Source organism: uncultured Campylobacter sp., from assembly GCF_944323605.1.
In the GTDB taxonomy this organism is placed as follows: Bacteria; Campylobacterota; Campylobacteria; order Campylobacterales; family Campylobacteraceae; genus Campylobacter_D.
Genome location: NZ_CALUTC010000002.1, coordinates 30,380 through 51,809, shown reverse-complemented (window position 1 = coordinate 51,809; position 21,430 = coordinate 30,380). Strand labels below are relative to the sequence as shown.

The 21,430-nt window shown below is 31.3% G+C and carries 23 protein-coding genes and 1 pseudogene; 15 read left to right on the top strand and 9 right to left on the bottom strand.

Going from position 1 to position 21,430, the window contains the following annotated elements; all coding sequences use genetic code 11:
• Nucleotides 1-5: 5 nt before the first annotated feature.
• The 10 genes and pseudogenes from Q0J35_RS01960 (at nt 6) to ubiE (ending at nt 10,280) form a co-directional block, all read left to right on the top strand.
• A pseudogene (locus Q0J35_RS01960) lies at nt 6-630 on the top strand (nitroreductase family protein).
• Between the two features lie 133 nt (nt 631-763).
• The gene (locus Q0J35_RS01955) at nt 764-1,522 is read left to right on the top strand and encodes an HAD-IIA family hydrolase (protein WP_297192870.1); all 759 of its coding nucleotides are present in this window, start codon (nt 764-766) and stop codon (nt 1,520-1,522) included.
• The gene (gene pheA, locus Q0J35_RS01950; protein WP_297192869.1) at nt 1,519-2,589 is read left to right on the top strand and encodes a prephenate dehydratase; all 1,071 of its coding nucleotides are present in this window, start codon (nt 1,519-1,521) and stop codon (nt 2,587-2,589) included. Before Q0J35_RS01955 ends, pheA begins: the two co-directional genes overlap by 4 nt.
• Nucleotides 2,579-3,676 (top strand): histidinol-phosphate transaminase, encoded by a 1,098-nt coding sequence (hisC, locus tag Q0J35_RS01945; protein ID WP_297192868.1) that lies wholly within the window; start codon nt 2,579-2,581, stop codon nt 3,674-3,676. The genes pheA and hisC overlap by 11 nt, the downstream gene beginning before the upstream one ends.
• A gap of 12 nt (nt 3,677-3,688) precedes the next feature.
• Nucleotides 3,689-5,377 (top strand): flagellar basal-body MS-ring/collar protein FliF, encoded by a 1,689-nt coding sequence (gene fliF, locus Q0J35_RS01940; RefSeq protein WP_297192867.1) that lies wholly within the window; start codon nt 3,689-3,691, stop codon nt 5,375-5,377.
• Nucleotides 5,377-6,405: a flagellar motor switch protein FliG gene (gene fliG, locus Q0J35_RS01935; RefSeq protein ID WP_297192866.1), complete on the top strand. Its 1,029-nt coding sequence runs from the start codon at nt 5,377-5,379 to the stop codon at nt 6,403-6,405. Before fliF ends, fliG begins: the two co-directional genes overlap by 1 nt.
• A 4-nt stretch (nt 6,406-6,409) precedes the next feature.
• Nucleotides 6,410-7,222, top strand: a complete 813-nt coding sequence (gene fliH / locus Q0J35_RS01930; RefSeq protein WP_297192865.1) for a flagellar assembly protein FliH — start codon at nt 6,410-6,412, stop codon at nt 7,220-7,222.
• Nucleotides 7,219-9,084 (top strand): 1-deoxy-D-xylulose-5-phosphate synthase, encoded by a 1,866-nt coding sequence (gene dxs, locus Q0J35_RS01925; protein WP_297192864.1) that lies wholly within the window; start codon nt 7,219-7,221, stop codon nt 9,082-9,084. Before fliH ends, dxs begins: the two co-directional genes overlap by 4 nt.
• Before the next feature lie 65 nt (nt 9,085-9,149).
• Nucleotides 9,150-9,560, top strand: a complete 411-nt coding sequence (perR, locus tag Q0J35_RS01920; protein WP_297192863.1) for a peroxide-responsive transcriptional repressor PerR — start codon at nt 9,150-9,152, stop codon at nt 9,558-9,560.
• Nucleotides 9,561-9,569: 9 nt separating this feature from the next.
• Nucleotides 9,570-10,280: a bifunctional demethylmenaquinone methyltransferase/2-methoxy-6-polyprenyl-1,4-benzoquinol methylase UbiE gene (ubiE, locus tag Q0J35_RS01915; RefSeq protein ID WP_297192862.1), complete on the top strand. Its 711-nt coding sequence runs from the start codon at nt 9,570-9,572 to the stop codon at nt 10,278-10,280.
• Nucleotides 10,281-10,292: 12 nt separating this feature from the next.
• Here ubiE and Q0J35_RS01910 read toward each other — a convergent pair whose 3' ends face one another.
• From Q0J35_RS01910 to nspC, 3 genes are read right to left on the bottom strand one after another with little or no spacing between them, the layout of a single operon-like run.
• Nucleotides 10,293-10,691, bottom strand: coding sequence for an META domain-containing protein (locus tag Q0J35_RS01910; protein ID WP_297192861.1), 399 nt, complete (start codon nt 10,689-10,691; stop codon nt 10,293-10,295).
• 9 nt (nt 10,692-10,700) lie between these two features.
• Nucleotides 10,701-12,293 (bottom strand): methyl-accepting chemotaxis protein, encoded by a 1,593-nt coding sequence (locus tag Q0J35_RS01905; protein WP_297192860.1) that lies wholly within the window; start codon nt 12,291-12,293, stop codon nt 10,701-10,703.
• Nucleotides 12,294-12,342: 49 nt separating this feature from the next.
• The gene (gene nspC, locus Q0J35_RS01900) at nt 12,343-13,491 is read right to left on the bottom strand and encodes a carboxynorspermidine decarboxylase (RefSeq protein ID WP_297192859.1); all 1,149 of its coding nucleotides are present in this window, start codon (nt 13,489-13,491) and stop codon (nt 12,343-12,345) included.
• A gap of 64 nt (nt 13,492-13,555) precedes the next feature.
• Here nspC and Q0J35_RS01895 point away from each other — a divergent pair, with 64 nt between their 5' ends.
• The 3 genes from Q0J35_RS01895 to Q0J35_RS01885 are packed head-to-tail and all read left to right on the top strand — an operon-like array spanning nt 13,556 to nt 15,398.
• Nucleotides 13,556-13,777, top strand: a complete 222-nt coding sequence (locus Q0J35_RS01895) for a MoaD/ThiS family protein (RefSeq protein ID WP_297192858.1) — start codon at nt 13,556-13,558, stop codon at nt 13,775-13,777.
• The gene (locus Q0J35_RS01890; protein WP_297192857.1) at nt 13,777-14,223 is read left to right on the top strand and encodes a molybdenum cofactor biosynthesis protein MoaE; all 447 of its coding nucleotides are present in this window, start codon (nt 13,777-13,779) and stop codon (nt 14,221-14,223) included. The genes Q0J35_RS01895 and Q0J35_RS01890 overlap by 1 nt, the downstream gene beginning before the upstream one ends.
• Nucleotides 14,217-15,398, top strand: coding sequence for a molybdopterin molybdotransferase MoeA (locus Q0J35_RS01885; RefSeq protein WP_297192856.1), 1,182 nt, complete (start codon nt 14,217-14,219; stop codon nt 15,396-15,398). The genes Q0J35_RS01890 and Q0J35_RS01885 overlap by 7 nt, the downstream gene beginning before the upstream one ends.
• Nucleotides 15,399-15,414: 16 nt before the next feature.
• On the opposite strand, the gene Q0J35_RS01880 is transcribed toward Q0J35_RS01885, so the two are convergent.
• Genes Q0J35_RS01880 through Q0J35_RS01870 form a run of 3 tightly spaced genes read right to left on the bottom strand, consistent with a single transcriptional unit; the run spans nt 15,415 to nt 17,836 of the window.
• Nucleotides 15,415-16,089 carry an NAD(P)H-binding protein gene (locus Q0J35_RS01880; protein ID WP_297192855.1) on the bottom strand — a complete coding sequence of 225 codons (675 nt, stop codon included), beginning with the start codon at nt 16,087-16,089 and terminating at the stop codon, nt 15,415-15,417.
• A complete protein-coding gene (locus Q0J35_RS01875) occupies nt 16,086-17,393 on the bottom strand; it encodes an MFS transporter (protein ID WP_297192854.1) in 1,308 nt (435 codons plus the stop codon). The genes Q0J35_RS01880 and Q0J35_RS01875 overlap by 4 nt, the downstream gene beginning before the upstream one ends.
• Complete coding sequence (locus Q0J35_RS01870) at nt 17,390-17,836, bottom strand: MerR family transcriptional regulator (RefSeq protein ID WP_297192853.1); 447 nt, start codon at nt 17,834-17,836, stop codon at nt 17,390-17,392. Before Q0J35_RS01870 ends, Q0J35_RS01875 begins: the two co-directional genes overlap by 4 nt.
• Nucleotides 17,837-18,044: 208 nt before the next feature.
• On the opposite strand from Q0J35_RS01870, the gene rplU reads away from it, so the two are divergent.
• Entirely contained in the window at nt 18,045-18,353 is a 309-nt protein-coding gene (gene rplU / locus Q0J35_RS01865) for a 50S ribosomal protein L21 (protein ID WP_297192852.1), read from the top strand.
• A 9-nt stretch (nt 18,354-18,362) separates the two neighbouring features.
• Nucleotides 18,363-18,623, top strand: a complete 261-nt coding sequence (rpmA, locus tag Q0J35_RS01860) for a 50S ribosomal protein L27 (RefSeq protein WP_297192851.1) — start codon at nt 18,363-18,365, stop codon at nt 18,621-18,623.
• A gap of 41 nt (nt 18,624-18,664) precedes the next feature.
• On the opposite strand, the gene Q0J35_RS01855 is transcribed toward rpmA, so the two are convergent.
• Genes Q0J35_RS01855 through Q0J35_RS01845 form a run of 3 tightly spaced genes read right to left on the bottom strand, consistent with a single transcriptional unit; the run spans nt 18,665 to nt 21,382 of the window.
• Entirely contained in the window at nt 18,665-19,540 is an 876-nt protein-coding gene (locus tag Q0J35_RS01855) for a carbon-nitrogen hydrolase (RefSeq protein WP_297192850.1), read from the bottom strand.
• Entirely contained in the window at nt 19,515-20,417 is a 903-nt protein-coding gene (locus tag Q0J35_RS01850; RefSeq protein WP_297192967.1) for a cation diffusion facilitator family transporter, read from the bottom strand. The genes Q0J35_RS01855 and Q0J35_RS01850 overlap by 26 nt, the downstream gene beginning before the upstream one ends.
• Nucleotides 20,402-21,382 (bottom strand): agmatine deiminase family protein, encoded by a 981-nt coding sequence (locus Q0J35_RS01845; RefSeq protein ID WP_297192849.1) that lies wholly within the window; start codon nt 21,380-21,382, stop codon nt 20,402-20,404. The genes Q0J35_RS01850 and Q0J35_RS01845 overlap by 16 nt, the downstream gene beginning before the upstream one ends.
• Nucleotides 21,383-21,430: the final 48 nt, after the last annotated feature.

The following is a 21,430-nucleotide window of genomic DNA, read 5'->3' as shown; positions in this document are numbered from 1 at the left end:
AAAAAATGATTTTTACTTTTGAGGAAACATTGTATAAAAGATTTGCTTGTAAAGCTTTTAAGGAGCAAAATATACAAAAAGATGACCTAGATTTTATACTTGAAGCTGGTAGAATGGCTCCTAGTTCTTGTGGATTTGAGCCTTGGAAATTTGTTGTTTTAAGCAAAAAAAGAAGACAATAAAGCCTTAAGTGAAATTTGTTTTAATCAAGAAAATGTCGCTACCGCTAGTCATAATATAATAATTTTAGCAAGAACTGATTTGCAAGCAAAAGATGAATATATAAGAAAGCAAGTAGCTAGATTTTGCTCTCCTGATGAAAATAAAGAAAAATTTGAGCAAATTGTTAATTCTTACACATATTCTACAAATTTGATGAGTGAAGGTGAGCTTTATAATTATGCTCATAGTAATTGCTATCTAGCTCTTATGCAAATGGCTACAGCTGCTATGACGAGAGGGATTGACTCTTGTATGATAGGCGGCTTTGAAAAGATTAAAGTAGATGAATACCTAAGGCTTAATTATCCTTTTCAAACAGCTGTAATTTTAAGCTTAGGATATAGAAAAGATGAGCCAAAATACAAAAAACAAAGACTTAATATACAAGAGATAGTAGAATATAGATAAAAAATTGCCCTATTTATAGGGCTTCAAACACTTTTTATTTTATTTTTTGCTTATTTATTCAAAAATTAATCCAATAAAAGCTTTTAAAAGCCCAAATTTTTTGATATAATCCTAAAAAAATTAAGGTTTTTCTATGCTTTTTTTAGACGTACAAGGAACTTTACTAAGTGATGAAGATAAGTCTTTGATAAAAGGCTCAAAAGAACTTATAGAGCATTTAAATTTAAACAACATTCCTTATGTTATCATAACAAATAATACAAAAAATTTATCCTTATTGAAAGATTTAAGACTAGCAGGACTTGATATAAAAGAAAATGCTTATTTAGACCCATTTTGTGTGCTTTCATATAAGATAAAACCCTGCAAAGTGGCAGCATACGGTGCAAATGCCTTTTTACAGAGCTTACAAAGTCTTGGTTATAAACTTGAATACAAAAAGCCAGAAGCAGTTTTAATAGCTTCTTATGATAATTTTTCTTTTGATGATTTTGCGTCTATGATAGAATTTGCAAATTTAGGAATCAAAATCATAGCTATGCACGAAACTAGCATTTATAAGAAAAATTCAAGATCTTATCCGGGGGTGGGTAGCATTATGGCTATGCTACATTATGCTACAAATTGCAAATATGAAGTGGTTGGAAAGCCTAGCAAAGCATTTTATGAACAAGCTTTAACCTTGCTACAAAAACAAAATAAAAATGCAAAATTTAGCGATGTATTGATAATTAGCGATGATTTTAAGGGAGATTTGCTAAAAGCCAAGGATATAGGTATGAAAACTGCTTTAGTTTTAAGTGGTAAGATAAAAAGCACAGCTAACCTAGATACTAACAAACTTGATTTTGTCTATTCTAGCGTAAATGATTATTTAAAGGAAATACAATGAATAGCATAGATGATTTAAGAATTAAGATAGACAATATAGACGATGAAATTTTAACCTTATTAAATAAAAGAATGGAATTCGTAAAAGAAATAGGAGAGATAAAACAAAGCACGCAAAGTGCTATATATAGACCAGAAAGAGAAAGAGCTATAATATCAAGGCTTAAAAATAAAAACAAAGGTCTTTTAAACCAAAATGCCATAGAGGCTATATATCAAGAAATTTTTGCTGTTTCAAGAAATTTAGAAATGCCACAATGCATAGCATACCTAGGACCTGAAGGCACATATACGCATCAAGCTGCAAGGAGTCGTTTTGGTGCTATGAGTTCTTATATTGCTTTAGATACAATAGAAGATGTTTTTAAAGAGCTTATAAACAAGGAAGCAAACTACGGTGTTATACCTATAGAAAACAACACAGAAGGTGCAGTTGGCATAAGTTTGGACTGCCTTGGCAGGTATCAGGATATAAAAATTTTTGGTGAAATTTATATGGATATACACCATTCTTTCGTAAGTATAAATGAAAATTTAAAGGAGATAAAAAAAATTTATTCTCATCCACAAGGCTATAATCAGTGTCTAGGCTTTTTAAAAAGTCATAATTTAGCCAATATAGAATTTATCCCATCTAAATCAACCGCACAAGCTGCTTATCTTGCTTCTCAAGATAAAAATGCCGCAGCAATTTGCTCTAAAATAGCTGCAAAACTTTATAATGTCCCTATACTCTTCAGTAAAATTGAAGACAATTTAGCAAATAAAACTAGATTTCTAATACTTAGCGATATAAAAGTTTCCAAAATGCCAAATTGCAAAACCTCCATCTTAGCACAAACAGCACACAAACCAGGAGCTTTAAGTGATTTGCTAAATGCTTTAAAAAAAGAAAATATAAATTTAACAAAATTAGAATCAAGACCTATGAAATCTAAAAACTTTTTGCATAGTTTTTATATAGATTTTGATGGACATATAGACGATGAAAACGTGCAAAGAGCATTAAAAAATATAGATTTTGTATGGCTTGGCTCTTATCTATGCGGAGATGGAAATGGAATTTAATGCTTATTTAGACGGTTTGCCTATATACGAACCGGGAAAAGACATAGACGCTGTCGCTAGAGAATACGGAGTAAAAGATGTAATAAAGTTAGCCAGTAATGAAAATGCACTTGGCACAAGTGCAAAGGTTATAGAAGCTATAAAGCAAAATGCTCATTTAGCTCATCTTTACCCTGATGATAATATGAGTGAATTAAAAGAAAAAATAGCACAAAAACACAAGATAAAAACCACAAACATCATTATAGGTGCAGGAAGCGACCAAATCATAGAGTTTTTAAGTCACGCTAAACTAAATTCAAAAAATGCCTATCTTCAGTGCGGTATTAGCTTTGCTATGTATGGAATTTACGCAAAACATTGTTCTGCTAAAGCTTATAAAACCACATCTAAAACTCACGACTTACAAGAGTTAAAAGAACTTTATAAAAAACATAAAGATGAGATAAAAGTTGTTTATCTTTGCATTCCAAATAATCCTTTAGGAGACTGTTTAGATAAAGACGAGGTTTATGATTTTATTAAATTTTGCGATAAAGACTGTGTTGTAGCTTTAGACTGTGCTTATAATGATTTTGCAGCCTTTAAAGATAGCAAGAAAAAAATAGACGCAAAAGATCTACTGGATAATTTTGATAATGTCCTTTTTCTTGCTACATTTTCAAAGCTTTACGGTTTAGGTGGTCTTAGGATCGGTTATGGAATAGCTAATAAAGAGCTAATACAGTCTTTATATAAAATACGAGCACCTTTTAATGTAAGCAATCTCTCTTTAAAGGCGGCAGTCGCAGCACTTGATGATGAAGACTTTGTTAAAAGGACTTTAAATACAAATTTTAACGAGATGAAAAGATATGAAAAATTCGCAAAAGAATTTGAAATTTCTTATATAAATAGTTACACAAATTTCATAACATACATATTTGAGAAAAAAAATACTAATGATTTGTGCGAAAAATTGCTTAAAAAAGGTATAATAATAAGGAATTTGCAAAGCTATGGTATGAGTGCTGTGCGTATAACCATAGGCAAAAGCGAAGATAACGATAGGTTTTTCGATGAATTTTCGAAAATTTACGTGCTTTAGATAGAGGGTTTTATGGAAGAATTTAAAAATATGCTTCACCAAGTGGGGCAATTATTTCAAAATTTAAGTAAGAGACAAAGAATAGTTATAGCAGTATCTCTTGTGGCTGTAGTTGCTTTTCTTGTATTTTTAGCACTGTATAGAAATTCAGGCTCAAGCACCTCAAACGGTTATGCTGTTTTAGTTGAAAATGCGGAAGCTAGCAACGCCTCTGCTATAGTAACTTATTTGGAACAAAATTCAATTCCATACACTATACAAAATGAAGGCACTATATCTGTGCCACAAGAACACGTATATAGACAAAGAATGGCTATAGCTAGTGAGGGTCTTATAAAAGATTCTAAAATGGGTTGGGAGGGTTATGACCAACTTCAATTTGGTGCTACAGATGAAGAGCAAAGAATCAAATTCTTAAGAGCCTTGCAAACAGAATTGGCAAGAACCATAGAAAGCTTAGAACCTATACAAAAAGCCAACGTTCATATATCTATGCCAAAACCTACAGTTTTCACTGAAAGGCAAACTCCACCTGCTGCATCTGTTGTGCTTAATATAAAAGAGGGTTTAAAACTTACAAGAAAACAAGTTGATGGTATAAAAAATATCGTAGCCTCTGCTGTGCCTAAGCTTACTTTACAAAATGTTAAAATAACTGACCAAAAAGGTATTATACTAGATGATGAGGGTGCATATGAAAGCGATATCATAGCTGCACAAGTAAAATATAAAAGAGAACACGAACAAGAATTAGAAAAAAAGATAGTAAATACCTTAGCTCCTTTTGCTGGCGGTTCTGATAAGGTTGTAGCTAATGTTAATATAGAATTTGATTTTTCAAAGATGAATTCGCAAAGTGAAGTTTATGACCCAACAACAGTTATAAGAAGCGAACAAACTTTAAACGAGGAAAGAACGGGTAAAAAAGATCCTGTTATACAAGGCGTTCCTGGAGCTGTTTCAAATATAGGTCCTGTTGAAGGATTAAACGATGATGGCACAATTGAACAGTATAAGAAAAATCAAGTTACAACAAATAATGAAGTTTCAAAAACCGTTACAAATGTAGAAAAATCTTTCGCAACGATTATTAGAACATCAGCTGCCGTTATGATAGATGGTAAATATCAAGAAAAAGTTGGAGAAGATGGTGAAATCACTAGCGAATATATCCCTTTAAGTGATACCGAACTTCAAAACATACAAAACCTAGTGCGAAGAACTATAAATTACAATGCGGCAAGGGGAGATGAAGTAACCGTTAGCAACCTAGAATTTAAACAACCTGATGTTAAGGTTGAAAGTAAGGTGCAAACTTTTTATTCAAGATTCATAGAACCTTTCATACCGCCTGTTAAATACTTTATAGCAGCTATATTGTTGTTTATATTCTATAAAAAGGTCATTGCTCCTTTTACGCAAAAAATGCTTGCAGATATAGAATCTGCTGAAGAAGAAGCACAAAGAGACCTAGGACCTGTTGATGATGCTGAAGATGCATTGGAGAAATTCAATGCTGCTAGAAAAAGAGTTGAGGAACAGCTTGGTTTTGGAGACGGTATAAACGAAGATGCTTTACAGTATGATGTATTGCTAGAAAAGCTTAAAGCCTTAGTCAATGATAAGAGTCAAGAGGTTGCAACCTTGCTTCAAACCTTAGTTGAAAACGATACAGAGTATAATGAAAATAGGGATATTTGATGATAAAGCTTAGCGAAGAACAAAAAATGATCTATGACGATCTTTCTATGGCAGAAAAGATCGCTATTTTTTTGATACAGCTTGGAGAAGACACCACAACAGTGCTATTTTCTCATATGGAAATAAACATCATTACAGAAGTTTCTCGCTATATAGCTATGGCTAAGCAGGTCGATAAAACTGTTGCTACTGCTGTTTTAGAAGAATTTTATACGCTTTTACAGTCAAACCAGTATATAAAAAGTGGTGGCTTAGAATACGCAAAAGAAATTTTATTTAGGACATTTGGACCTGATATAGCTAATAAAATTTTAGAAAAACTTACAAAAAGTATGGAAAATAACCAAAATTTTGCATACTTAGCTCAAATAAAACCTCAACAATTAGCAGACTTCATAACAAAGGAACACCCTCAAACCATAGCTCTTATTTTGGCTCATATGGACTCTATCCACGCAGCTGAAACTTTAGAGTATTTTAGCGATGAATTAAGGGCGGAAGTTGTTATAAGAATGGCATCATTAGGGGATATATCTCCTTCTATCATCAAAAGAGTTTCTGCAGTTCTTGAAAGCAAGCTTGAAAGCCTTACTTCTTACAAAGTCGAAGTTGGTGGTCCAAGAGCTGTTGCTGAAGTGCTTAACCGTTTGGGACAAAAGGCATCTAAATCTACTATCACTTACATAGAGCAAAGCGATGAAAAACTAGCAGAAACAATAAAAGACTTAATGTTTACCTTCGATGATATTGCTAAGCTTGGAACTCAAGCCATTAGAGAGATTTTAAAAGTTGCTGACAAAAAAGATTTAATGGTCGGTCTTAAGGGTGCTAGTGAGGATTTGAAACAAAAATTTCTTTCAAATATGTCATCTCGTGCTAGTGAAGCTTTTCTTGAAGAAATGGGCTTTTTAGGGGCTGTGCGTGTGAGAGATGTTGAGGAAGCACAAAGAAAAGTGGTTGAAGTTGTGCAAAAACTTATAGAGCAAGGTTTAGTCCAAGCTGGCGATGCTGATGAAATGATAGAGTAAGAATATGATAAAAAATACAAATGTAATTTCTCAAAATAATTCTAATTCGCATATTATAGATAGCTATCATTTTAAAGTTATGTCAGAATTTTCTAATGAACAAGAGCAACAAACTAGCAAAGAAGATGACGATAAGACAAAGCAAGAAAAAGAGCCTGAAAAAACAGAAAACACACAAACACAAGACGATGAAACACCAAAAGAGCATATCTCCTCTTTTCAGTCTGATTTTGTGGAAGATTTGCTTAAAAAAACAGATGAAATGTCTTCAAATATAATCAAATTGCAAATGCAAATTGAAAGCCAAGAAAGCGAATTTAATAATAGACTAAATACAGAGCTTGAAAATGCTAAAAAAACCGCAGAAAAGCAAGGATATGAAAAGGCTAAATCTGAATTTGAAAAAGAATTAAGCGAAATGGGTGAGAAATGCCTAAAAAGTGTTGCCAAGCTAGATGAAGCCTGTGAAAAGTTAGATAATTTTATAGAAAAAAATGAAAAAGAATTAGCAAATACAGCTATAGAAATAGCAAAAGACGTTATATCAAAAGAACTTGAGGAAAATTCCTCTAAAATAGCCCTAAATTTAGCAAAAGAGCTTATGGAAGAGCTAAAAGGAGCCTCTAGTATAGAACTTAAGGTTAGCCCTGTTGATTATGATTTTATAAAATCTCAACTTAACAATATAAAAAATCTTAAAATTTCATTAGATGATGCTATATCAAAAGGTAGCGTTATAGTTTTAAGCGATGTTGCAAATATAGAGTCAAATTTAAATGCTAGATTAGACAAGATTAAAAAAATGGTTGCACAATGACGGTGAATTTGGACGGAAATTTATCGAAATTAAAAGAACTAGACATAGAAAGTTTGCAAAATTTAGCTTTAGATCTTAGACAAAAAATTATATCAGTAGTCAGCAAAAACGGTGGTCATCTAAGCTCAAATTTAGGAACAGTAGAGCTTATTATAGCTATGCATTATGTTTTTGACTATAATATCGATCCTTTTATCTTTGATGTTTCACACCAAGCTTATGTGCATAAAATTCTAAGCGGCAGAAACGATTCTTTTCATACAATAAGGACATTTAAAGGTCTTAGTGGCTATACAAAAGAAAGCGAAGGGGATTATTTTGTAGCAGGACATTCAAGCACTTCTATATCGCTTTTGGTCGGGGCTTGTAAGGCAATTAAATTAAAAAATGAAAATAGACAGCCAGTAGCACTTATAGGAGATGGGGCTATGAGTGCTGGTATGGTTTATGAAGCTTTAAATGAATTAGGAGATAAAAAATATCCTTGCGTTATCATACTAAATGATAATGAAATGTCTATATCAAAGCCAATAGGGGCTATTTCAAACTATCTTTCTCAAGCTATGTCTAGTGAATTTTATCAAAAATTTAGAAAAAGAGTTGAAAGAATGCTTGATTTTTTCCCTCAAAGTGCTTCTTATATGGCTAAAAGATTAGAGGATAGTTTTAAACTAATCACACCCGGGCTTTTATTTGAAGAACTTGGGCTTGAATATATAGGTCCCGTAAATGGACACGATATAAAAGAGCTTATAAGCACTCTTAAAAAAGCAAAGGCTATGAAAAAACCTTGCATAATACACGCTCAAACTATCAAAGGAAAAGGCTATGAACCAGCTGAAGGCAAAAATGCTAGCTGGCACGGAGTAGCTGCTTTTGATATAGATACCGCACAACCTATAAAAAAGAATTCTAATAAAAAATCTGCTACTGAACTTTTTTCTAACTATCTTTTAGAATTAGCATCTGAGAATGAAAAAATAGTCGGGGTAACAGCTGCTATGCCAAATGGAACAGGACTTGACAAGCTCATAGAAAAATATCCTGATAGATTCTGGGACGTAGCCATAGCAGAGCAACACGCTGTTACATCTATGGCTGCTATGGCAAAAGAAGGATTTAAGCCATTTATAGCAATTTATAGCACTTTTTTACAAAGAGCATACGATCAGATTATACATGACTGTGCTATTATGAATTTAAATGTAGTTTTTGCCATAGATAGAGCTGGTATTGTCGGCGAGGACGGTGAAACGCATCAAGGGGCTTTTGATATAAGTTTTTTATCAGCTATACCAAATATATCTCTAGCCGCACCTAGAGACGAAAAAATGCTTAATAATATTATGTCTTATGCCTGTGAGCATAAAGGAGTTTTTGCTTTTAGGTATCCTAGAGGAACTTTTTTATTAGACAATGAATTTAAACCCAGCAAGATACAATTTGCCAAAGCTGAACTTTTAGAAAATTCAGATTCTAAAATAGCTTTTATATCTTACGGACAAGGAGTAGGTAGAGCAAAACAGGTGCAAGATGAACTTAGTAAAGAAGGTGGTAGATTCGCTAATTTAGTTGATTTGATTTTTGCAAAACCTTTAGATGAATTTTTTTTAAAAGACTTAGCACAAAGAACTAAAATTTGGTTTGTATTTAGTGATAGTGCTAAAATTGGAGGAATCGCTTCTTTACTTTCTACTTTTTTACAAGAAAATAATATAAATATAAAGTTAATTAGCTTTGAATATGATGATTGTTTTATAGAACACGGTAGTTTATCTGATATAGAAAAACATTTAAAAATAGATACAAAATCAATATGTGATCGAGTTTTGAAATCAATACAATCTTTTAGTATCAATTAATAAAAAATATTAATAAATATAAAAGTTTTTTGTGTATAATAAACAAAACTAATAAAGGTTTAAGTATGGAATTGATTAATTTGTTAAAAAAACACGATTTAAAAGCTACGCCTCAAAGACTTTGTGTGCTTAAAATTTTAAAAAAACATGAACATCCAAATATAGATGAATTATATGCTCAAGTTAAAGATGAATATCCTTCTATATCTTTGGCTACTGTTTATAAAAATTTAAATACTTTACAAGAGCAAGGTTTGGTTGTAGAGGTAAATGTGCCAAATCAAAAGGCATATTATGATATATATGAAGAACCTCATATGCATATTATTTGCTCAAACTGTGGCAAGATTAGTGATTTAAAATTTAAAGATACAAATTTAACAAAATATCAAGAAGAGCTAGAAAAAACTATAGGTAATTTTATAACAAGATTAGAGCTTAGTGCATATACTGATTTTTGTCCAAATTGTAGATAAGGTTTTGATTTGAAAAAACAAGAAAAAATCATAGCTATGTTTAATGAAATTTCACCAAGCTATGATAAAGCAAATAGAATTTTAAGCTTTGGCGTTGATATAAGCTGGAGACAAAAAGCTTGTAAAAAAGTTTTACGTTGTTTTACCGATAATAGTTCTTTAAAAATTTTAGATGTAGCTTGTGGTACTGGCGATATGATAGAGATATGGCAGGAATGTGCAAAAGAACAAAATAAAAAGATAGCCAAAATACAGGGCATTGATCCTAGTGAAGGTATGCTTGAAGTTGCAAAATCCAAATTTAAAGATGTGGATTTTATCCAATCATTAGCCACTGAATTGCCTCAAAAAAATAACGAAATAGATATACTTAGCATAAGTTATGGAATCCGCAATGTAGTGCAGAGAAAAGAAGCCTTAGACGAATTTGCAAGGGTGCTTAAAAAAGATGGAATTTTGCTTGTCCTTGAATTTACAAAAAGACAAAAAGGCGGAATAATAGCTTTGCTAAGGGATTTTTATCTAAAGCATATATTGCCTTTAATTGGAGGATATATAAGCAAGAATAAAGAAGCTTACAAGTATCTACCAAATTCTATAGATGGTTTTTTAAGTAAAGATGAATTTATAAAAGAGCTTGAAAAAGCCGGTTTTGATATGATGTTTTTTGAGAGCTTTAGTTTTGGGGTAAGCTCTATGTTTGTTGCTAGAAAAGTATAATTTCTAGCAAAATTAATATTTTTCAAGTTCAAAGCTTAAAGAATCTCTTTTCAGTATAAGCTTGTTACCGTATTCTTTAAAATTAAATTCCCCATTAAATTCCCTCATTATCTTGTCTTCTATTTTCATTAACTCGGGTTCGCACATCATTTTTGTAGATGCTGTGAAATTTAATTTTATGGTCTTATCATTCTTTGTAAAAGTGCCAAATATAGTGTTGCAAACCTTATAACTTGCTAAATTATCTTCAAGAAAATTTATTTGTATTGTTCTTTGTCCTGAATTTGTTTTGATAGATAATTTATACTCGGCTAATACCTTAGTTTCTTTTTCTTGATTTTTAGCCACATTGCTAGAACAAGCAGCAAAAACAAAGGCTATAAAACAAGTTGGCAAAATTTTCTTTAACATTTTTTTCCTTTAAATTTGAAAAGAATTAAGCTCTTTTTCCAAATTATAACATACATTTTTAAGCTCATTTGCTATATCAAGCAGTAATTTAGAAATTTTTTCATTTTCACTAGAGCTTTGCACCGTATCTTTTGTGTAATAAAGCAGCGATTTTATATCGTTTTGCAAATTTTGTATCATTGCAACACAAGATATAACCAAATTTTTAGCTTCCTCATTCATTTGTTTTACTTCATTAGCACCGTTAAGCAAAATCTTTGTATCATCGTTTAAAGAGCTTATATCTGCGGAATTTTGCCTTAGCTGTTCGCTTAATTCATTTATATTTTCTAAAAGAATTTTTATAATACCTTGCATATCATTTAAAAAATTCTCGCTATTTTGAGCTAAAACTCTGACCTCATCAGCTACCACTGCAAAACCTCGCCCGTGTTCTCCTGCACGAGCTGCTTCTATACCTGCATTTAAGGATAACAAATTCGTCATTTCTGCTATATCATCCATTTTTGCAATACTGTCTTTTAAGCTATTTGCGGAATCTGTCATATTTTTTACTTTTACAGCTAAGTCTTCCTCGTGCTTTGATATATAATTTATTTTTTCAGCACTTTCAAACAAAGAATTTATCATAGAATTTAGCAAAGAAAAGGATTTATCGTTTGCTTCATTTGTATTTTTGGATAATGATACAAGCTTATTTAAACCATCATTTAAATTTTCGCCTATACCATAACTAGTGATTATTTTTTGGTGGGTTTGGCTTGAAATTTCACTTAAAGAGCTTGCATTATCATTTAAAATTTTACTCTGTTTTTTAATCTCATTTGAATTTATGCTTACTAATGATATGGCTTTTTGAATTTTTTCTATAAAGAGATTTATAAAAGAACAAGCTCTAGCTATTTCATCTTGTCCTCTTATTTTTAATCTACTTTTTAAATTTCCGCTACCTTGTGAAAGCTCTTTCGCGGTTTGTAGTAATTCTAATATAGGTCCTGCAACGACTATCCTTAAGATTAAAGCACAAAGCAAAACTGTAGCTATTAAAGCTACTGAAAATATTATTAAATACACATTTTGGGTTCTTTGTAAGTCATTTTGAGTAGCTTCTAAGCTATGATAAATATCCATAACTCCAAGCACATCTCCTTCTTTTGCATTATCGTGACAAGCCAAACAACTTTGCTCGGCTACAAGAGGTCTTATCAGTCTTAAATGATCTTTTTCATCTATGATAGTTTTTAATGTAGTTATTTTGGGATTTTTAAATTGTTCTAATATATGAGCGTCCTCGCTTGTGCTTGGATTTTGCATTTCAAAAAATTCTATGGTTTTTTGTGCAGGATAAACAGCTATATCAGAAACCCCTTCTATCTTTTTGGCATTATTTATAGCTTCATCTATCTTTTCACGCATACCAAAGTCCATAGATATCCTCATAGTCTGAAATACAGAAGCAGATACTGAATGCAAATTATCAAGACCCATTTTTGTTGTAGTTTTTCTTAAATCAAAATAAAGAGTTGTTAATATACAAATAAAACTAATCAACAAAAGCACAAATAAAACAGATGAAATTTTAAAACCTATACTCTTAAACATAAATGCCTTTCACGGTATTGCTTTAGCCTTTTACATTATAACGCAATTTCTAGTTTCTTCTCCTAAAATCATCATAAGAAAATTCTTTTACCACTTCAAGCTCTCCATTTGTCCTTAAAAAACCTAAACTAGGTAGTCTTACTCCATTAAAAGTAGTATTTTTAACTATGCTGTAGTGTGCTTGATCCAAAAAAACCACTTTATCTCCCTTTTTAAGCTCATTTGTAAAAGCATATTCGCCCATTACATCTCCAGCTAGACAAGAAATTCCCCCCAAAAGATAAGGAAATTCTCCTTCTTTAATATCATTTTTTACTATCCTAGCACCTGCTACTTCGCTTGTGTAAGGCATTATAACTGTATCTGGCATATGTGCTTCATTTGAAGTATCAAGCAAGGCTATCTTTTTTTCATTTTCTATTATGTCTATAACAGAGCTTACTAAGGTTCCGCATTGCCAAGCCACAGCCTCGCCCGGTTCTAAATAAATTTGCACTCCATATTTTTGTGAATATTCTTTGCAAAGTTTTATAAGCTTTTCTATATCATATCCTTTTTTTGTTATATGATGCCCTCCTCCAAAATTTAACCATTTTATATTTTTAAAAAACATTTTAAATTTATCCTCAAAAGCCTTTAAAACAAGCTCTAAACTATCGGCACTTTCCTCGCACAAAGCGTGAAAATGAAGTCCTTCAACACCTTGTAAATGCTCTTCTTTTAAATCCTTTGCTAGTATGCCAAGTCTTGAAAATCTAGAGCAGGGATTATATAATTCTTTTGGAGCAAGTGAAAATTGCGGATTCACTCTAAGCCCTATGCTTGTGTTTTGTTTTAAAGCTTTTTCTTTATACTCTTTTAATTGGCTTAAAGAATTAAAAACTATATGATTTGACAAAGAAAGAATTTCATCTATCTCATCATCTTTAAAGGCTGGACTATAAGTATGAATTTCCTTATCCATAAATTCTTTTGCTAATTTTGCTTCCCAAAGACCGCTACTAGTTGCACCGTCTAAATATTTAGCAACCACACTTAAAGCTTTAGTGAAAGAAAAAGCCTTTAAAGCTAGTAAAATTTTAGCTGAACTTTCTTGTTTTATATAAGATAAAAGTTCGCAATTCTTTTTAAGCTTTTCTTCCTCTATTATGTAGATTGGAGTTTGCTTTATCTTGTTTATATTATTTAAAATTTGCATATTAAGCCTTTTTAACCTAAACTTGTGTTATTATACAGTTTTATGTTTCAAAAAGGCTTTTTTAATGGTAAAAGTAAATTTTTTAGGACCTATAAATAAAAAAAGCATTTCACTAGAGATTTCTAGTTTAAAAGAGCTAAAAGAAATTTTACAAAAAGATGATAGTTTAAAAGAGTGGCTAGATCTTTGTGCTGTAACAGTTAATGATGAAATAGCTACGTCTTTAGACCTTGCTTTAAAAGATAAAGATATTGTAAATTTATTACCTCCTGTGAGTGGCGGCTGATGTTTAAAATTGTAAATGGTAGCTTAGATGTAGTTAAGCTTTATGAAGAATGCTTTAAAAGCTATAAACATAAAAATTATGGTGCTTTTTTGTCTTTTTGTGGCATAGTTAGGGCTGAAGATAACATAAAAGCACTTAGCTTTGATATATACGAAAAACTTTTACTTTCTTGGTTTTCACAGTGGCAAAAAAAGGTGGAAAAAGAAGGAATTTTACTTTGCTTTGCACATTCAAAAGGCGATGTTTATTTGCACGAAAGCTCTTTTTTTGCAGCAGTTTTTTCCAAAAATAGAAAAGAAGGTTTAATAACGCTAAATGATTTTGTCGAGGATTTTAAAGCAAATGCACCTATTTGGAAATATGATTTTATAGGAGAAGAAAAAATTTATGCAAAAAATCGCTCTATAAAACTCAAAAATGCTGGACTTTTAGGAAAAAAATGTTAGCTTATAAAGATTCTTTAAAAATACTAGATAAATACATAAATAATTTTAATCAACTCGAAAAAGTAGCTATTACACAGTGTCTTGATAGAATTTTAGCCGAGGATATAAAGGCATTAAGATCTTACCCGCAAAAAGAAACAGCTGCTATGGATGGCTACGCAATTAAATTTGAAGAACAAAATGAAGCATTAAAAATTTTAGGGCAGGTAAATGCTTCTGAACTTAGTGCTTTTAAATTATGCAAAAAAGATTGCGTCAAAACTATGACGGGTGCTTTGATGAGCTATGGTAGCGATACTTTAGTGCCTGTTGAATTTGTAGAATTAAAAGATGACAAAATTATTATAAAACAAAATGTAAAAAAAGGCTTTGCAGTAAGAGAGATAGCACAAAGCTACAAAAAAGGCGATGTTTTACTGAAAAAAGGCACAAAGCTTTCCTACTCCGAACTTGCTTTATTAGCAGAGCTTGGATATTTTCATATAACAGTTTTTAAAAAACCTATAATAGGTGTTTTAAGCTCTGGCTCTGAATTAAAAGATTTAGGAGAAAACCTTGAAAATGAGGCACAAATTTATTCTAGCAATCATATAGCCATAGCAAACATAGCCAAAAAACTTGGGGCAAATAGCATAATATTTCCTCTTGTTAAAGATGAAAAAAATAGTATAAAAAATAGCTTTAATAATGCGTTAAAAGCTTGTGATATATTAGTAAGTACTGGTGGTGTTTCTATGGGGGATTTTGACTTTTTAAAAGAGCTTGTAAAAGACTATGAAGTGTTAATAGATAAGGTAAATATAAAACCGGGTCGCCACATAAAAATAGCTAAATTTGAGGATAAATTTATACTAGCTCTTCCGGGCTTTTCACTTTCTGCCATAACAACCTTTATCCTTTTTGCAAGGCATATAGTAAATTCTTGGCTTGAACTTAAAAAAGATTACACAAGCAAGGCTTTTTTTAAGGGAGTTTATGAGAAAAAGAATGATTTTTTAGAAGTTTTGCCCTGCAATTTGCACTTTAAAGAGGCTAAAATTTATGCAAGTTTAGAGGGCAAAAAACAAGGAAGCTCCGCTATGACTACAAATTTGCTAAATTCTAAAGCCTTTATTTTAGTCGATAAACAAGAGCTTAAAGATGGCGATTTAGTGGATATTATCTTTTTACCATAACCATTACTAAATTAAACTATTTTCTATGCACTCCAAAGCTTTCTTTTATGCCAAAATTTTCATTTTTTATTAAACGTACTATCAAATCCGCCGCACTCTTTCTAGATACATATTCTTGTGCGTTTATGAATCTTTCGCCCTTTTTTGTGATGCCATAAGAAATTTCATCGGCATTACTAAGCCAAGCTAGACGCAAAAGCGTATAGTCTAAATTCGAATTTTCTATTAACTCCGCTGCTGCTTTGTGTCTAGGTATATAAGGAGAAGTTTTTTCGTATATATCTTTAGGTATTTCATTATAAATTCCCAAAGAACTTATCCAAATCAACCTTTTTACTTTGCTTTCTTGCATAGCTATAATTATATTTTTAGCAAAGGTAGCTAAGTCTCCTTCTAAATTAGCATACACCACATCAACGCCTTGCATAGCCCTTTTTAGTGCATTTATGTCTAATACATCACCTTCTATAAGCTCTACGTTTGTATCTTTAAATTTATCTAATCTTTTAATCTTTCTTGCAAAAAGCCTTAAAAAGCACGTTTTATCATCTTTAAGCCTTTGCGTTACAAGCCTTGCTATGCGTCCATTTGCACCCAAAATAAGAATGCTCTTATTTGTGGTAACTGTATTTGCAAAGGCAAAACTTACACAAAAAGCTGAAATAAATTTTAAAAAATTTCTTCTTTTCATCTTGTATCCTCATAATTTTTAGCTAACATTCGTCCTAAATATCCCCAAATAAAACTCAACAAAGCACCGCCAAATAAAGAAGCTTGTATGCTTAAAGTCGTAAGATAGCTTTCAAGTTGCGATGACAATGCATCTCCTCCTCTATAAACAACCGTATCTAAAAAATTCTTTACCTTGTATTTTGAATCGCTATCAAGTGGCACAAAAAGCATTTCTCTGCCCGGTTTTACTAAAGAGTATTCTGCAACCCTTCTTATAACCATAATAATCACGAAAAGCAAGAATGAGGGGTGAAAAAAGCTTAACAATAAAAATCCAAAGCCAAGCACAAAGCCAAGCAAGGAAAGTAGGTATTTTATGCCAAAAAACTGTGCTATTTTTGCAGTTAGAAAAATTTGTATTAAAAAGCTTAAAATTTGCACAGCAAGATCTATATTTGCGAAAACCTGAATCCTTTCTTCTCTGCTTTTAAAAAATTCTTCTACTATACGAAGTTGCTCCATATACAAAAACGTGCTAGCACTTGTGGAAAGTAGGATAAAAAATAAAAGTGTAAGCAAATGTTTTGAATTTATGATTAGTTTAAAGCCTTCAAATGGATTTTTAGAACCTATGCTTGTATTAAATTTTTTATCAAATTTATATCTTTCATCATTATTTTTTAGTAATTTAAAACTTTGTTTTATCAAAAGATATTTAAAGCTTATGGATGTAAGCAAAAATATTGTAGAGATTAAAAATAAGCTTGTGATGCTTATTTTTGAACTTTCTGTCAAAAAGCTTACTAAAAAAGCACCTACAATACTTCCAAAGGAAGCTGCTGACATTATAATTCCAAAAAGTCTTTTAGAGCTATCTTTTGTAAATAAATCACTTAAAAGCGACCAAGCACTAGAAATAACAAACATATTAAATACGCTTAACCATACATAGAAAATTCTACCAAACCAAAAGAAGTTTTGAGTGCCATCTTGCAAAAAATTTAACACCACTACAAAACAAAGTGCATTAAGGGCAAAAAATATAAAAATGCCATTTATGTAGTGTTTTCTTTTTATCTTTGTGCTTAGATACATAGAAGCTAAAGAAGCAAAAATGCAAGATATAAAAGTAGCCAAAAATAACCACTTAATCTCATCTTCTCCAACTTCAACGCCCAAAGCCTCTCTTATGGGTCTTAATATAGCGTAAGAGGCAAATAATAAAAATATAAACAAAAAAGAAAATATGCTTAAAAGCCATTCTTCTTGTTTTATGCTAAAAATTATGCTAAGAAATTTATGTAAAAATGGAGTGCTTTTCACTTTTCACTCTCATCACAAGCAAGTGTTTTGATAGTATCGCACGACTTATATTGAGAGCTTTGCGGATTAAAACCGTCTATGTTTTTGTTTAACATCTCATCATAGACTGCAAGTTTTTTTGTAAGCACTTCAAGCACGGACTTAAGCTCATCTATATTATCCTCAACTATCTCTTTTTGCCTTGCTAACATATCTCTTCTTTCTTTTGCAGTGCCTTCTCCCTGATTTGCAAGATGTATATAATGTCTTATACTAGGTATATCCATCTGCGATTTTCTAAGCCAATTTATCCAACCAACCCATTCCACATCGCTTTTGCTAAAATATTTTACTTTATTTTCATCTTTTTGCACGAAAGGAAAAAGTCCTTTTTTAGCCCAAAATCTAAGAGTATGAGATGAAACTCCGGTTTTTCTTTCTACTTCTATGATAGTATAAGCCATTGATTATCCTTTGTTTTTTATTTTTTATATTATAAAACATTAGACTTAGTCTAAGTCAAGCATTTTTTACAATATTTTTTTAAATTTAAACTTTGTATTTTTAATGAAAAATTCAAGAAATCTTTATTATAATACAAGCTTTTAAAATCGTAAAAGCTTTTAAATCCCTAGTGGTGCTTTGCGGTAACTTACCAAGAAAGGTTATATTATGTATGCTATTTTTAAGCACAGTGGTAAGCAGTATAAAGTAAGTGTTGGTGATGAATTAAAACTTGATCGCTTACAGGCTGAAGTAAAGTCTAGCATAGAAGTAAGCGAAGTGCTTGCTGTAAATGATAAGGACTTAAAGGTAGGTGCGCCTTTTGTAGCTGGTGCAAAGGTTATCTTAGAGGTATTAGCACACTCTAAAGATAAAAAGGTAATTATTTACAAAAAAAGACGCAGAAAAGATTCTAAACTAAAAAGAGGGTTTAGAAGACAGATAACACGCGTAAAAGTAAGTGATATAAAGGCTTAAGGAGATAGTATGGCACACAAAAAAGGACAAGGTTCTACTCAAAACAATAGAGATTCTATAGGTCGCCGTCTAGGTGTTAAGAAATTTGGTGGAGAATTTGTAAGGGCTGGAAATATCATAATTCGCCAAAGAGGAACTGCAACTCATCTAGGAAGTAATGTAGGTATGGGCAGGGATCACACTATATTTGCATTGATAGATGGTTTTGTAAAATTTGAAAGAAAAGATAAAAATAGAAAAAAAGTATCTGTATATCCTGCAGGAGCTTAATCTCATAACAGTATCTGTTATGAGATAAATTTGTTTTTGTGTTAATTATCACAAAATCTTTTTTGTAAATCAGCAAAATATTCTATCCGTCTGTCTCGTAAAAAAGGCCACCATCTCCTTACATTTTCGCTCTTTTTCAAGTCTATATCTACTATTTTTAAACACTCATCTTTTTCATTTGCCCTAAAAAGCTCTTCTCCTTGCGGACCAAGAACAAAGGAATTGCCCCAAAATCTTATCCCACTTCTTGTTTTACTTTCATCTTTTTCAAAACCAACTCTATTTGGAGTTATTATATGAAGTCCATTTGCTACACTGTGTCCCTTTTGCACCAAAACCCAAGCCTCAAGTTGCCTTTTTCTCTCTTCTTCATCATCTTCATCAAAATAACCAATAGCGGTTGGATATATCAAAAGATCAGCTCCTTTTAAAGCCATTATCCTAGCTGCTTCAACAAACCACTGATCCCAGCAAATAAGCACTCCAAGCTTACCTATACTTGTTTTTATAGGCTCAAAACCTAAGTCCCCGGGAGTAAAATAAAATTTTTCATAAAAATTTGGGTCATCTGGTATATGCATTTTACGATACTTTCCAGCAACACTCCCATCCTTATCAAAAACAACAGCCGTATTGTGATAAAGCCCTATCGCCCTCTTTTCAAACAAAGAACTTACCAAAACTATTGAATTTTCCTTAGCCACACAAGACCAAAATTTTAAATCTTTTTCGTAATCATTCGCCAAATCAAATTTAGACACATCTTCACTTTGACAAAAATACTCGCTTTGATGAAGTTCGGCAAGACATACTAATTCAGCTTTTTTTGCTGCTGCTTCTTTTATAAAGGCACAAATTTTTTCATTTGTTTTTTCTTTGCTTCCTTGAAATTTATGCTGAATCAGTGCTATTTTCATTTAAATCCTTTTTAAAATCATCATATGGGTCAAGATGTATAACTATCTCCCATTTGCTATCTTTAAATCTATTTTTTATATTTTCTTCTAATTTATGGCTTATGTCGTGAGCCTTTAACAAAGATATTGTAGGTGAAAACACTAAATGAACGCTTAAATAGTTTGTATTTACAGTGCTTCTACTCTTTAACATATGAAAGTCTTTAACCTCATCATTTTCTAATATAAGCTTTGATATTTCATCTATAATATCCTTGCTTAAAGCCTTATCAAGTAGCATTTCAAAGCCATTTTTACCTATACCATAAGCACCAAAAACAATGTAAATGCTTATCAATATGCCAAAAATAGCATCTATTATATAAAAATCTGTAAAATATATAAGTAGTAAGCCTAAAAAAGTAGCTCCATTAGTCAAAAGATCTACCTTATAGTGCAAAATATCGGCTCTAAGTATCAAGCTATTTTCTTTTTTTACAATGCTATTTAGATAAAGAAGTAGAAAAAATGTAACTAAAATGCAAAAAAGTATGCTTATAATCGCTGGTATTACGAAGCTTATCTCTTCTTTTTGATAGATTTTTTCCACGCTTTTAAACAGCATAAAAAGCCCCACAAAAGATATTATCAAAGCTTCTATCAAGGATACTAAGGCTTCCATTTTTTCATAGCCAAAATTATAATTTTCATTAGAATTTTGTTTTGCTTTTTTTAAAGCTACCGTGTTTAAAATAGAAACAAAACTATCAAGTAAAGAATCTATAGCTAAGGACATTAGGGCAACAGAGGAGCTTAAAAATCCTACTATAAATTTAAAAAGTGCTAGAAATATAGCGACTAAGCTAGCTATGAAAGTAGCTTTTACAGCCATCTTAATCCCTTAAAACGATTTTGGCAAGAACAATGCAAAGAGCCATTTTGCCTGATAAAAACAGTTGCATCAAGCCCTATAACATCTTTATCTTTAAAGAAATTTTCAAATCTTTTTAAAATCAAATCATCATTTTTATCCTTATAAGTAGGGACAATAATAGCATTGTTTATAAATATGAAATTAGCATATGTTGCACCAAGTCTTTTTCCTTCATAAAATTTAGCACTTGGTATTGGTAGTTCTAAGATCTCAAATCCTTCATTTAAAAGCTCTGTTTTCATAGCCAAAAGTTCGCCAAAATGCTCATCTTGCACATCATCACAAGTAGCAACAGCGACCGTTTTTTCATCTATAAACCTTGCTAAAGTATCTATATGAGAATCTGTATCGTCTCCTTTTATAAATCCGTGTTCAAGCCAAACTATCTTTTTTAAGCCAAAAAGTTCTTTTAATTTTGTATCTAAAATACTCATTTCAAGCTTGTTTCTATTAGCGTTTAAAAGGCATTTTTTGGTGCTTAGCATAATGCCTTCGCCATTAAAATCAATACTTCCTCCCTCAAGTATCAAATTTACATCGTCTAATCTAGTTTTGAATTTATTTTTAAAAAGCTTTTTATTTACCATATTATCAAGCTCACTGCTAAATTTATTGCCCCAAGCATTGAAGGTAAAATTTAAAGAACAAAGCTTACCGTCTCTTAAAATATCTATCGCACCATAATCCCTAATCCAAGTATCATTTGTTTCGCATATAAAAAATTCGGTATTTTTTATATCTTTAAAAGGCTTAAAATCATTATCATCAGGTGCTATAAGTAAAACTTTTTGATATTTGCTAACTATTTTTGTAAGCTCTATATAAGAATATAAAATTTCATCTAAATATGGCAACCAATCAGTTTTTTTATGGGGTATAGCAAGTAAAAGGTAATCTTGCTCACTCCACTCAGCCAAAGATTTTATCATTATATGCCTTTTTTGATATATATTTTATCATAAAATTGATAATTAAAC

Coding starts and splice junctions, on each gene's coding strand:
- Q0J35_RS01955 (WP_297192870.1), top strand. CDS start 764: ATGCTTTTTTTAGACGTACAAGGAACTTTACTAAGTGATGAAGATAAG.
- pheA (WP_297192869.1), top strand. CDS start 1,519: ATGAATAGCATAGATGATTTAAGAATTAAGATAGACAATATAGACGAT.
- hisC (WP_297192868.1), top strand. CDS start 2,579: ATGGAATTTAATGCTTATTTAGACGGTTTGCCTATATACGAACCGGGA.
- fliF (WP_297192867.1), top strand. CDS start 3,689: ATGGAAGAATTTAAAAATATGCTTCACCAAGTGGGGCAATTATTTCAA.
- fliG (WP_297192866.1), top strand. CDS start 5,377: ATGATAAAGCTTAGCGAAGAACAAAAAATGATCTATGACGATCTTTCT.
- fliH (WP_297192865.1), top strand. CDS start 6,410: ATGATAAAAAATACAAATGTAATTTCTCAAAATAATTCTAATTCGCAT.
- dxs (WP_297192864.1), top strand. CDS start 7,219: ATGACGGTGAATTTGGACGGAAATTTATCGAAATTAAAAGAACTAGAC.
- perR (WP_297192863.1), top strand. CDS start 9,150: ATGGAATTGATTAATTTGTTAAAAAAACACGATTTAAAAGCTACGCCT.
- Q0J35_RS01910 (WP_297192861.1), bottom strand. CDS start 10,691: ATGTTAAAGAAAATTTTGCCAACTTGTTTTATAGCCTTTGTTTTTGCT.
- Q0J35_RS01905 (WP_297192860.1), bottom strand. CDS start 12,293: ATGTTTAAGAGTATAGGTTTTAAAATTTCATCTGTTTTATTTGTGCTT.
- nspC (WP_297192859.1), bottom strand. CDS start 13,491: ATGCAAATTTTAAATAATATAAACAAGATAAAGCAAACTCCAATCTAC.
- Q0J35_RS01895 (WP_297192858.1), top strand. CDS start 13,556: ATGGTAAAAGTAAATTTTTTAGGACCTATAAATAAAAAAAGCATTTCA.
- Q0J35_RS01890 (WP_297192857.1), top strand. CDS start 13,777: ATGTTTAAAATTGTAAATGGTAGCTTAGATGTAGTTAAGCTTTATGAA.
- Q0J35_RS01885 (WP_297192856.1), top strand. CDS start 14,217: ATGTTAGCTTATAAAGATTCTTTAAAAATACTAGATAAATACATAAAT.
- Q0J35_RS01880 (WP_297192855.1), bottom strand. CDS start 16,089: ATGAAAAGAAGAAATTTTTTAAAATTTATTTCAGCTTTTTGTGTAAGT.
- Q0J35_RS01870 (WP_297192853.1), bottom strand. CDS start 17,836: ATGGCTTATACTATCATAGAAGTAGAAAGAAAAACCGGAGTTTCATCT.
- rplU (WP_297192852.1), top strand. CDS start 18,045: ATGTATGCTATTTTTAAGCACAGTGGTAAGCAGTATAAAGTAAGTGTT.
- rpmA (WP_297192851.1), top strand. CDS start 18,363: ATGGCACACAAAAAAGGACAAGGTTCTACTCAAAACAATAGAGATTCT.
- Q0J35_RS01855 (WP_297192850.1), bottom strand. CDS start 19,540: ATGAAAATAGCACTGATTCAGCATAAATTTCAAGGAAGCAAAGAAAAA.
- Q0J35_RS01845 (WP_297192849.1), bottom strand. CDS start 21,382: ATGATAAAATCTTTGGCTGAGTGGAGTGAGCAAGATTACCTTTTACTT.